The organism is Microbacterium sp. (assembly GCF_040394595.1).
GTDB lineage: Bacteria > Actinomycetota > Actinomycetes > Actinomycetales > Microbacteriaceae > Microbacterium.
The window spans coordinates 102267-114083 of record NZ_JBEBSA010000008.1 but is presented as its reverse complement, the minus strand read 5'-3'; the positions used below and the strand labels follow the sequence as shown (position 1 = coordinate 114083).

The following is an 11817-nucleotide window of genomic DNA, read 5'->3' as shown; positions in this document are numbered from 1 at the left end:
CCGTCACGAACCCCGGACGAATCAGACGGATCGGCCCGCGAAACGGGACACCACCTGCCAAACGGGACAAGCCCGCCCCACCGCCCACCCCGCCCGCCCTCGCCGCGGGAACGACCCCGATAGACTGGAGGCGCCCCGCCGGCCCCTTCCCTTGGAGTGCGCGTGACCACCCCGAACACCCCCACCGTCCACGTCCCCGACTCGGTCGAGAACGCTGAAGCGACTCCCGAGAAGGAGCAGCCGTACGCGGCGCTCGGGCTCAAGGACGACGAGTACGCGCGCATCCGGGAGATCCTCGGACGCCGTCCCACCAGCGGCGAGCTGGCCATGTACTCGGTGATGTGGTCGGAGCACTGCTCCTACAAGTCGTCGAAGAACTATCTGCGCCGCTTCGGCCAGAAGGTCTCGGACGAGATGAAGCAGCGCCTCATGGTGGGCATGGGGCAGAATGCCGGCGTCATCGACGTGGGCGAGGGGTGGGCGGTCACCTTCAAGGCCGAGTCGCACAACCACCCGTCCTACATCGAGCCGTTCCAGGGCGCCGCCACCGGCGTGGGCGGCATCGTGCGCGACATCATCTCGATGGGCGCCCGCCCGGTCGCCGTCATGGACGCGCTGCGCTTCGGCGCGATCGACCACCCCGACACCCCGCGCGTGGTGCACGGCGTCACCGCGGGCATCAGCTTCTACGGCAACTGCCTCGGCCTGCCCAACATCGGCGGCGAGACCGTGTTCGACGCGGTGTACCAGGCGAACCCCCTCGTCAACGCCCTCGCGGTCGGCGTGCTGCGCCACGAGGACCTCAAGCTCGCGAACGCGACCGGCGTCGGCAACAAGGTCGTGCTGTTCGGCGCCCGCACGGGCGGCGACGGCATCGGCGGCGCCAGCATCCTCGCCTCCGACTCGTTCGACGACGGCGGCCCCACCAAGCGTCCCGCGGTGCAGGTCGGCGACCCCTTCGCCGAGAAGGTGCTCATCGAGTGCTGTCTGGAGCTCTACCGCGGCGAGCTCGTCGAGGCGATCCAGGACCTCGGCGCCGCCGGCATCTCGTGCGCCACGAGCGAGCTCGCCGCCAACGGCGACTCGGGCATGCACGTCTCGCTCGACAACGTGCTGCTCCGCGACCCCACCCTGACCGCTGAGGAGATCCTCATGTCGGAGTCGCAGGAGCGGATGATGGCGATCGTCGCCCCCGAGAAGCTCGACGCCTTCATGGCCGTGGTGGACAAGTGGGAGGTCGAGACCTCCGTGCTCGGCGAGGTCACCGGCGACGGACGCCTGGTGATCGACTGGCAGGGCGAGCGCATCGTCGACGTCGACCCGTCGACCGTCGCCGTCGACGGGCCGGTGTACGACCGTCCGGTCGCCTACCCGGTCTGGATCGACGCGCTGCAGGCCGACGCCGCGGAGGATCTCCCCCGCGACAACAGCCCGGAGGGACTGCGTGCGCAGTTCCTGCAGCTCGTCGCCTCGCCGAACCTCGCCGACACGAGCTGGATCACCAACCAGTACGACTACTACGTGCTCGGCAACACGGCCCTGAGCTTCCCCGACGACGCCGGCATGATCCGCGTCGATGAGGAGTCCGGCCTCGGCTTCGCGATCGCCACCGACGCGAACGGCCGCTACAGCCAGCTCGACCCCTACGCGGGCGCGCAGCTCGCCCTCGCCGAGGCGTACCGCAACGTGGCCGTCACCGGCGCGACCCCCACGGCGATCACCGACTGCCTCAACTTCGGCTCCCCGGAGAACCCCGAGGTCATGTGGCAGTTCGGACAGACCGTCGACGGCCTCGCCGACGGATGCTACGCACTGGGCACGCCCGTCACCGGCGGCAACGTCTCGTTCTACAACCAGACGGGCGACGTGCCGATCCACCCGACCCCCCTGGTCGGCGTGCTCGGCATCATCGACGACGTCGCCCGCCGCATCCCCTCCGGCTGGCAGGACGTCGGCGAGAACATCTACCTCCTCGGCGTGACCTCCACCGAGCTGTCCGGCTCCGCCTGGGCGGGCACGGTGCACGACCACCTCGGCGGACGCCCGCCGGCGGTCGACCTCGACGCCGAGAAGCGCCTCGCGCAGCTGATCGCCGCAGGTGCCGAGGAGTCGCTGATCTCGTCGGCGCACGATCTCTCCGAGGGGGGTCTCGCCCAGTCGCTCGCCGAGGCCGTCATGCGCTTCGGCATCGGAGCCCGTGTGTGGCTCACCGAGCTCATGGAGCGCGACGGCGTCGACGCGGTGTCCGCGCTCTTCTCCGAGTCGACCGGCCGAGTGATCGTCACGGTTCCGCGCGAGGACGACGTGAAGTTCCGCGGCCTGTGCGAGGGCCGCGGTTACCCGGTGCTGCGCATCGGCGTCACGGACAGCGAGCCGACCCTCGAGGTGCAGGACGTGTTCCAGGTCACCGTCGAGGAGTTGAGGGCCACGTCGCAGGCGACCCTGCCCGCCGTCTTCGGCCCGACCGTCGCCGAGCCCGCCGCACGCTGAGCGAGAGCGCACGGCGAGGAGACACATGGCCCAGGACAACGACGACGACTACGGCGATCTCGGCGAGCGCCGTCGCCGACGCATCCGCATGGTCGCATGGGTGACGATCGTGGCGATGCTGCTCGCCGGCGGGGGCTCGGTCGCCGTCTCCCTGCTGCTCGGCTGACCCCCGGGCACCCCGCCGCGCCCTCCCCGCACACCCCGTCTATTCGTCGCAAAGTCCCGCTTTCCGGCCTGGATAACGGGACTTTGCGACGAATAGACGGACCGGAAGCACCGGGATGCGAAGACCGGAAGCACCGGACCGTGAAAAGCACCGGACCCCGAAAGCACGAGCCCCGGAGTCAGAGCGCGTGCACGGCCTCCTCGGCAGTCAGCATCCTCTCGGCGCCGGTGAGCTGATCGGCGAACAGACAGCGCACCGCTCCCGCACCGGCCGCCTCGAGCCCCGGCACCGTGTCGGCGCAGGGCAGCGACGGGTCGAGCCGCGGCAGCGGGCAGCGCGGGTGGAAGCGGCACCCCGACGGCGGGTTCATCGGATCGGCGGTGTCGCCGGCCGGAAGCCAGCTGCCGCTCACGGCGGATCCGCTCACCGCGGTCGGGATCGAGGCGATCAGACCCCGGGTGTAGGGGTGCACGGGCCGCCCGGTGACCGCTTCCGCTGCCCCCTGCTCGACGACCTCTCCGCAGTACATCACCAGCACCCGATCGCTCATGTGCCGCACGACGGCGAGGTCGTGCGAGATGAACAGGATGCTGAGCCCGAGCTCGCGCTGCAGCCGGCGCAGCAGGTTGAGGATCGATCCCTGCACCGAGACGTCGAGCGCCGAGGTGACCTCGTCGGCGAGGATCACCGCCGGTCGCGCGGCGATCGCCCGGGCGATGGCGATGCGCTGCCGCTGACCTCCGGACAGCTCGCCGGGTGCGCGCTCCGCCACCGCGGCGTCGAGCGACACGAGGTCGAGGAGCTCCTCCACCCGGCGGCGGGTCTGCGCCGACCCGATCCTCCCGCCCTCGCCGGCGATCACGCCCTCGCCGATCGACTCGCCGACCGTCATCCGCGGGTCGAGCGAGGCGTACGGGTTCTGGAAGATCATCTGCACGCCGCGACGGCCGTCACCGCCGTCGATCTGCACGGTCCCGCGGGCGGGCCGGACGATCCCGGCGATCGCCCTCGCGAGGGTCGACTTCCCCGACCCCGACTCCCCGACCAGGCCGAGGGTCGTCCCGCGGGGGAGGTCGAGGTCCACGCCGCGGACGGCGAGCAGACGCCCGCGCGGTGTGCGGTACTCCACGTCCAGTCCGCGTACCGACAGCACATCATCGCTCATCGCGCGACCTCCTCGATCGTCACGTCGGTCGTCTCCGCGGAGACGGGATGGTGGCAGGCGACCCGTCGCCCGCCGTCGCCCCCGAGACGAGGCGCCGTGCGGCAGATCTCCGTCGCGAACGGACAGCGCGCCGCGAATGCGCAGCCCTCCACCGCCCCCGGGTCGACGGGCGGCCGCCCAGGGATGGACGCCAGCTCCTCGGTGCGCTCTGCGGCGAGCGACGGCGTGGCCGCGAGCAGCGCCCGCGTGTAGGGGTGCCGGGCGGAGGCCAGGTCGCCGACCGCGAGCTCCTCGACGATCTCCCCCGCATACATGACCAGCACGCGGTCGCACAGCTCGCCGATCACACCGATGTCGTGGGAGATCAGCACGATCGCGACGCCGTCGTCGTCGCGGATGCCGCGCAGGGTGCGCAGCACCTGACTCTGCACGGTGACGTCGAGCGCGGTGGTGGGCTCGTCGGCGATCAGCAGGCGTGGTCGGTTCATCAGCGCCATCGCGATCATCGCGCGCTGGCGCATGCCGCCGGACAGCTCGTGCGGATACTGCCCCGCCCGGCGCGCCGGTGCGCTGATCCCCACCTGGTGCAGCTGGGCCACGGCATCCTTCGAGGCGGCACGGCGGTCGATCCCGCGATGCGCGACCGGCCCCTCGCTCAGCTGGGTGCCGACCCGCAGCGCGGGGTTCATGTAAGACATCGGATCCTGGAACACGTAGGCGACCTCCCGACCGAGCAGGTCGCGCTGCGCCTTCGCGGCGAGCGCGGAGAGCGCCGACCCGGCGAGCGAGATCGATCCGAAGCGCACATCGGCGGCCAGGGGCTGCAGTCCCGTGAGGCTCAGCGCGGTGATGCTCTTCCCCGATCCGCTCTCGCCGACGATGCCGACGATCTCGCGCTCGCGGATGTCGAGGTCGATGCCGCGGACCACCTGCCGCGCGCCGGCCGGGGTCTCGACCGAGACCCTCAGGTCCCGCACCGAGAGCACGGTGTCCCCCTCGACGCGGGTCGCCTCGTCCACCGAGGCGGCGGGCACGATGCCGCGCCGCACGCGGCGGGCGAGCTGAGGCCGGCGGGCGAGCCGCTTCGCCAGGCTCTCGCCGAGGAAGTTGAAGGTCACGCCGGCGAAGACGAGGAAGGCGGCAGGGCCGAGTGCGGCGGCCGGGCTGATGTAGATCGAGTCGAGCCCGGTCGAGAGCAGCTTGCCCCAGTCGTAGTCAGGCTGCTGCACGCCGAGGCCGAGGAAGGAGAGCGCGGCGAACGCGAGCAGCGCGCTGCCGATCGCGGACGCTCCGTTGAGCAACAGCGTCTCCCCGACATTCGGGAACACGTGCCGCGCGAGCAGACGCCAGCGACGGACGCCCAGCATCCGGGACGCGGAGATGTAGTCGGCGTCGGCCACCTGCGAGGCGAGGTTGCGGGCGAGCCGCGCGAAGTACGGCGCGTAGGCGGCGCCGATCGCGATCACCGCCGAGTGCGCGCCGAGCCCGAAGATCACCGCGAGCACGATCGACAGCAGCAACGGCGGGAAGGCCACGAGCGTGTCGATCACGCGGGCCAGGGCTGCCGCGGCCCGCGCGGGGAGCAGAGCCGTCACTGCACCGAGGGGCACGCCGACGCCGAACCCGAGCAGCACGGCCGACACCGCGAGCAGGAGGGAGAGCCGCGTGGCCGTGACCACCCGGGCGAAGATGTCGCGCCCCAGGGCATCGGTGCCGAACCAGTGCTCGGCGGATGCGGCGAGGTTGGCGGCGTGCACGTCCGTCCGGGCGGCCGCGGCGCCGAGCACCATCGGGCCGAGGACCGCGAGCAGCACGAGGACGAGCAGCATCGTCAACGAGACGACGGTCATCGCGGTGCGCCGACGGCGCCGCACCGCAGGCACCGCGCGGGTGCGGGGCGTGAGGATCGTCTGCGTGGTCATGAGAGGCGCGCCTCCGGGTTGAAGCGCGCGATCACCAGGTCGACGGCGAGGTTCACCGTGAGGACGATCGCGCCGAGGGTCAGCACCAGCCCCTGGATGAGCCGGTAGTCGTTCATGAGGATCGAGTTGACGATCGCGGTGCCGAGCCCGGGCAGTGCGAACACGTTCTCGATCACCACCGTGCCGGAGAGCATGCCGCTGAACTGCAGGCCGGCGATCGACAGGGCGGCGGTCAGCACGTTGGGCAGCGCATGCCGCAGATAGATCACCGGGGTCCACAGCCGCTTGGCACGCGCGGTCTTCATGTAGTCCTGGTCGAGCACCCGCAGGGTCTCCACGCGCACCACGCGGGACAGACCGGCGATACCGCCGATGCACAGCGCCGCGATCGGAAGGATCAGGGATGCCGGAGAGGCGGCGCCGGCCACCGGGAGCAGCTTCATGCTCACCGCGAAGGCGAAGACGAGGACGACGCCGAGGACGAACTCGGGGATCGAGTGGATGAACCCCGTGATGGCCGCGAAGACGATCTCCACCCGCGGGCGCTGCCCGCCCTCGGTGAGCGCGGCGACGAGGAAGCCGATCGCGAGCGCGACGGCGAAGACGACGACGATCGACGTGCAGGTGAGCAGGAGCGTCATCGGCGCCCGCTGCACGATCACGTCGAGCACGGGGAGGCGCAGCGTCGACGACTGCCCGAGGTCGCCCCGGAACAGCTCGACGATGAAACGGCCGTACTGCTTCCAGAGCGGGAGGTCGAGACCGAGCTCCGCGCGCCCGGCGGCGATCGCCTCGGGAGAGGCGTGCTCGCCGAGCGCGGTGCGCACGGGATCGCCGGGGATGAGCCGGATCAGCAGGAACGCCGCGGTGGCCAGCACCCAGAGCGAGACGACGAAGGAGAGCAGCCGCCGCCCGGCGTACCGGGCGAGGGCCGCGCCGCGGGAGAGGGCGCGTGCGCCCCCGCCCGCGGCCACGGGCGTCTCGACGGAGGTCGCGACAGCAGTCACTTGGCCATCCTGATGGACCAGGGTGCGATCGAGCCGCGCACGACGTCGGCGGTGACGCCGCGCGTGAAGATCGGCACGCGCGTGGTCTGGAACGGCACGACGTCGACCTGGTCGATCAGCGTCGACTCCGCCTCGTTCCACTCCGGGCATCCCTCGGTGCCGGCCTTCTTCAGAGCGGCGGCGACGAGCGCGTCGTGCTGCTCGTTCTTGATGGAGCCGAAGTTCTGCCCGCCGTCACGCGGGTTCGCGCCGCGCACCAGCGGGGCGAGCAGCCGCGGGTTGTCCATCGTGAACGGGCTCCACGCGATGTCGAAGTCGCCGGTCTTGAAGAGCGTCTCGCTCATCGCCGGGGCGTCGAGTACACGCACCGAGGCATCGACTCCGAAGGCCTTGAGGTTCTCGGTCATCAGCTCGGCGGCATCCGCCATCGGCTGCCCCCACTTGCTCGGATAGACCATGTTGATGCTCAGCGTCTTGCCGTCGCGGGCGTAGACGCCCGACGCGTTCTTCCGCCAGCCCTCCGACTCGAGGGCGGCGGCGGCCGCGGTGAGATCATGCTTCGGCAGCCTGTCGCCGATGACGTCGGCCGGGCAGGCGACGGGCTCGAGGGTGATCATCGACTTCGGGCGGCTGCCCTTGCCGGAGGACACCACGGGGGCGAGCTCGTCGAGGTTCGCCGCCTCGGAGAGGGCTCGGCGCACCTTCTCGGACTGCGCCACCCGGCCCTGGTCCTGGTTGAACCAGAACTCGCCGATCACGACCTCGTAGTCCTGCGAGGGGATCTTGGCCGCCTCGACGCGGGCGCGATCCGGCCCTTGGATCATCGCGATGTTCAGCTCTCCGGAGAGCAGCAGGTTGGCTGCGGTCGTCTCGTTCCCGACGATCCTGAGGACCATGTTCGCGGGGAACCCGTCCACATCGCTGGTCATCCCGCCCGGGCCCCAGGTGTAGCCCTCGCGCTTCACGAGGCGGTACTCGGTGCCCGACACCGTCTTGTCGAGGATGAAGGGACCGGTGCCGAACGACTTCGTCGCGAGCGCCTTGCGGTCTTCCAGTCCGGCCTTGCACACGATCGGCACACCGCCGACGCTGCGGAGGAAGAACGGGTAGTCGGTCTTGGTGGAGAGGATGACGTCCTTGCCCTCGACCTCCACCGTGAGGTCGGCGGGGACCGAGATCCCCTTGAACGGCGACGTGCTGTCCGGGGCCACGAGCTGGCGGTAGTTCTCGGCGACGACGTCGGCGTCGATCACCGACCCGTCGTCGCACTTCGCGTTGCTGTCGATCGTGAACCGGGCGCTGTGCAGGTCTTCCTTCCACGCCGTCGCCAGCCACTTCTCGATGTCGCCGGTCTCGGCGTTCTCGTTGATGAGCCGGTCGTACGTGAGGTTCTTGAACTGCGTGAGGTCGTTCGAGGTCTGGGACTGCGGATCCAGGTTTCCGATGTCCGACGTGATCGCCATCACGACCGTGTCGCCGCCGGCGTCGGCGTCGCCGGTGAACGAGACGCAGCCGGACAGCAGGACCGTGGCGGCGCCCATCGCGCCGATCGCCAAGGGGATGCGTGACTTCATTGCGGGTTTCTCCTCTTCATTGAGTGTGTGGTGCTGCAGGACGGCTCGTCAGGACCGGGTCCAGCCCAGCGGAGCCTGATCGGGGCGGACGCGCAGGGGCGCCCGGTCGATCGCGAGTCGCGCCGTCACGCCGTGGACGAGCGCGGCGGAGGGTGCCGCCGATCCGGACTCGCGGTCGTGCCAGCCGAGCACGTCCCAGATCGGGAAGTTGCTGCCGCCGAGGTACAGCCGCAGCCGGTGACCGGGCGCGAACTCATGCGCGACCGGCCCGAGCGCGACGGTCGCCGTCGACCGCGCGCCGTCGTGGACGATCCGGGAGCCGTTCGCGGACACGCGCACCGGGATGCCCGCCTCATCGACGTCGGCGAGCCAGACGCACCAGTCGCGCGTTCCGTCCGCCTCCGCCTCGATCTCGACCTCGACCACGCCGCTGACCAGCAGCGGCTCCTCCTGCACGTCGCCGGTGAGGGCGAGGACGTGCGGATGCCGGTCCAGGGCCAGCAGGGAGTTCGCCGCCGCGATGTCGGAGTATTCGAGCGTGCGATGCGCGGCCACCGGGTCGGCCGGATCGTGGACGAGCTCCAGCGGGAGGTCGCGCTCGGCCGAGAGCCCGCCGTCCTCGCCGAGCCGCAGCTCGACGATCTCCCCCGCCGCCGGCCACTGCGGATAGGCGGCCCACTGCGAGCGACCGCCGATGAACACCGCGGCGCGATGGTCGTCGCCGACCGCTTCGCCGTCGCCGCGCAGCCATCGGTCGAACCAGGCGAGGTAGACGGCGTGCATGTCGACGACCGCTTCGTCCCCGTGGTCGCGGCCGCGCGTCACCCTCTGGGGGTTGCGCGTGCCCGGATGGTCCCACGGACCGACGAGCAGGTACTGACCGGGGCTGCCGGATGCCACCGCACGGGTGTACACGTCGGTCTGCCCCGGCTCGTCCTCCCAGCCGGAGATGTGCAGGGTCGGCACGTCGATCCGCACCTCCGCGCCCGTGTGCACAGGATCCGAGGCGCGGAGGGCCGGGTCGCCCATCCACTCCCGCCACAGCGCCGCGACCTCGCCGAGATCGTCGCCCGCGGCCTCGAGGGGCTGGCGGCGCAGCACCTCCTCCCAGTCGACGTCGTCGATGGGACGCATGTTGCGATGCGACATCTGATGCAGCCAGGTCAGCGCACGGGGCATCCGGAAGTCCCGATCGCGCCCGTACGCCTGCATGAGCTGCAGGTGCGACGAGGTGACGATCATCGTCGCGAGCGACGGCGGCCTGGTGGACTCCGCGGCGAGCTGCACCCAGCCGCTGTACGACCCGCCGAGCGTGCCCACACGGCCGTCGCTGAACGGCTGGGCCGCCAGCCACTCGATCGTGTCGTACCCGTCGACGGCCTCGGAGGCGTGCGCCCGCCACTCGCCCTCGGAGTCGTTGCGTCCGCGGGTCTCGACGACGACCGCCGCATAGCCCTCGCGGGCCAGCGCGGTCGCCGCGTCGACGTAGCTCGGCCAATTGCGGTCGTAGCAGGTGCGTTGCAGCACGACCGGCTGCGGAGTCGTCCGCGACGGATCGAGCGTGTAGCGGTCGGCGGCGAGGGTGACGCCGTCACGCATCGGGATGCGGAACGGGACCCGGAACACCTTCTTCTGCGTCATGACGGCCTCAGGCCACGAAGTCGCCGAGCAGCCGCTCGACGTGCGCGTAGGGGATGTCGATGCCGTGGTCGTCGACGCCGAGCCCGACCGCTGCGGCGAGGATCTCCTCGCGGCGCTCGGAGGCCGCGGCGACCGCGACGACGTTCTCCTCGATGGTGCCGGGGCGCGTCGCGCCGAAGAGCACCGAGGCGGTGACGTCGTTCGCGAGGCAGAAGGCGAGGGAGAACTGCGCGGGCGTGAGCCCGAGCGATCCGGACGCCTCGACGATCTGCGGCACGCGGGCGCGGATCTGGTCGCGGATGTTCCCCACGTCGATGCCGATGTTCCGCTCGGGGTTGAGGCGTCCGGCCAGGATTCCGCCCTCCATCGTGTCGGAGGCGTGCAGCGAGATCCCGGCCTCACGGAGGATCGGGGCGTAGGCGTCCTCGATGACGTTCCGGCGCACCAGGCTGTACTTCAGCTGCGCGAGCGAGGGGGCGGCCACGCCGAGGTCGGCGGCGAGCGCCACGGCGGCCGCGATGTCCTCGGGCCGCCAGTTGAGCATGCCCCAGGTGCGGGTCTTGCCCGCGGCCACCAGGTCGCCGGCCGCCTGCACGATCGCGGCGACGTCCATGCCTTCGCGGGGGTGCTCGAGGATGATGACGTCGACGTACTCCTCGTCGACGCGGCGCAGCATCGCGTCCATCTGCACGGCGAGGGGCTCGTTCGGGTAGTCGAAGTACCAGAGCTTCTCGGAGAGCAGGTAGTCGTCCCTCTTCAGCCCCGCACCGCGGATGAGGCGGCTCCAGAGCACCTCGGTGTGCGGCTTGTCCCGGTAGTACGCCACGTCGAAGAAGCTGATCCCGGCGTCCACCGCCGTGCGGACCAGGTCGACCCCGGCCTCATACGTCAGGCGCGAGTACGTGTTCCACGATCCCAGCGAAAGTACCGGTACTTCGATCCCACTGCGTCCAAGCTGTCGAAACTCCATCGTTCCCTCTCCGCAGCGCGGCTCCGCACTGCTCCATCGTCGTCCATCGACCGATCTGATGGAATAGACCATATTTGAACTATCGGAATAGTTCAAGCTTGTTCTAAATTGGATCCGAAAGGATCGACGGCCTGTCCTGCGCACATCCCGCGATAGGGCATGATCGATCCGAGGGACGGACGGGGAGCCCATGAACATGCCGACACCGAGGTCGGAGACCGATGAACTCGACTTCTGGACGTTCGCGGCGTTCGCGCACGCCCACACCGGGGAGCTCTGGCCGGGGCTCGACGTCGAGGCGTCCTACCTCGTCATGTCGCTGCACCGCGCGACCGATGTGATGTTCTTCGACGCCCGCCAGTCCGGCGACGAGTTCCGCCTCTCCACCGCCGGGCAGCGCATCATGTTCGTACTCTCCCTCTGCGGACCGCTGCCCATGCTGCGTCTCGCCGAGCTCGCCGGCATGAGCAAGGCGGCCACGTGGTCGGCCGTACGCACGCTCGTCGCCGACGGGTTCGTCGACCGCAACCGGTCGCCCGAGGACCGCCGCTCGAACGTGGTGTCGATCACGGAGGAGGGGGGCGAGGTCTTCGACCGGGCCTTCCGGGCGCGGAACGTCCGCGAGGCGCGCTGGGCGTCGGTGCTCAGCGACGAGGAGAAGTCGCAGCTGCACGCGATCCTCGGCAAGCTCATGGACTACGCCGGCGAGCACGCCCGCCGCCGCGACTCGGTGTCCTGACCGCGCCTCCGTCTCCGCGAGGGCGTCCGCGACGGCGTCTATTCGTCGCAAAGTCCCGTTATCCGGCCTCGATAACGGGACTTTGCGACGAATAGACGGGCCGGGAGCACCGGACTCCACGGGCCGGAAACACCGGACCCCGG

9 protein-coding genes are annotated in these 11817 nt (G+C 70.6%); 3 read left to right on the top strand and 6 right to left on the bottom strand.

Annotation, left to right across the window (positions count from 1 at the left end; genetic code table 11):
- Nucleotides 1–162 precede the first annotated feature (162 nt).
- Both purL and ABWO84_RS10380 read left to right on the top strand, forming a co-directional pair.
- On the top strand, nucleotides 163–2490 hold the full coding sequence (gene purL / locus ABWO84_RS10385; protein WP_353114478.1) for a phosphoribosylformylglycinamidine synthase subunit PurL: 2328 nt from the start codon (nucleotides 163–165) through the stop codon (nucleotides 2488–2490).
- A 25-nt stretch (nucleotides 2491–2515) separates the two neighbouring features.
- Nucleotides 2516–2656, top strand: coding sequence for a hypothetical protein (locus ABWO84_RS10380; RefSeq protein ID WP_353114477.1), 141 nt, complete (start codon nucleotides 2516–2518; stop codon nucleotides 2654–2656).
- A gap of 178 nt (nucleotides 2657–2834) precedes the next feature.
- Here ABWO84_RS10380 and ABWO84_RS10375 read toward each other — a convergent pair whose 3' ends face one another.
- The 6 genes from ABWO84_RS10375 to ABWO84_RS10350 are packed head-to-tail and all read right to left on the bottom strand — an operon-like array spanning nucleotide 2835 to nucleotide 10935.
- Nucleotides 2835–3821, bottom strand: a complete 987-nt coding sequence (locus ABWO84_RS10375; RefSeq protein WP_353114476.1) for an ABC transporter ATP-binding protein — start codon at nucleotides 3819–3821, stop codon at nucleotides 2835–2837.
- Nucleotides 3818–5743: a dipeptide/oligopeptide/nickel ABC transporter permease/ATP-binding protein gene (locus tag ABWO84_RS10370; RefSeq protein WP_353114475.1), complete on the bottom strand. Its 1926-nt coding sequence runs from the start codon at nucleotides 5741–5743 to the stop codon at nucleotides 3818–3820. The genes ABWO84_RS10375 and ABWO84_RS10370 overlap by 4 nt, the downstream gene beginning before the upstream one ends.
- A complete protein-coding gene (locus ABWO84_RS10365) occupies nucleotides 5740–6750 on the bottom strand; it encodes an ABC transporter permease (RefSeq protein WP_353114473.1) in 1011 nt (336 codons plus the stop codon). The genes ABWO84_RS10370 and ABWO84_RS10365 overlap by 4 nt, the downstream gene beginning before the upstream one ends.
- Nucleotides 6747–8324 carry an ABC transporter substrate-binding protein gene (locus tag ABWO84_RS10360; protein WP_353114472.1) on the bottom strand — a complete coding sequence of 526 codons (1578 nt, stop codon included), beginning with the start codon at nucleotides 8322–8324 and terminating at the stop codon, nucleotides 6747–6749. Before ABWO84_RS10360 ends, ABWO84_RS10365 begins: the two co-directional genes overlap by 4 nt.
- Nucleotides 8325–8372: 48 nt before the next feature.
- Entirely contained in the window at nucleotides 8373–9965 is a 1593-nt protein-coding gene (locus ABWO84_RS10355; protein WP_353114471.1) for a CocE/NonD family hydrolase, read from the bottom strand.
- Between the two features lie 7 nt (nucleotides 9966–9972).
- Nucleotides 9973–10935 (bottom strand): aldo/keto reductase, encoded by a 963-nt coding sequence (locus ABWO84_RS10350; protein WP_353114469.1) that lies wholly within the window; start codon nucleotides 10933–10935, stop codon nucleotides 9973–9975.
- A 190-nt stretch (nucleotides 10936–11125) separates the two neighbouring features.
- Here ABWO84_RS10350 and ABWO84_RS10345 point away from each other — a divergent pair, with 190 nt between their 5' ends.
- Nucleotides 11126–11674, top strand: a complete 549-nt coding sequence (locus tag ABWO84_RS10345; RefSeq protein ID WP_353114468.1) for a MarR family winged helix-turn-helix transcriptional regulator — start codon at nucleotides 11126–11128, stop codon at nucleotides 11672–11674.
- The last annotated feature ends 143 nt before the right edge of the window (nucleotides 11675–11817 follow it).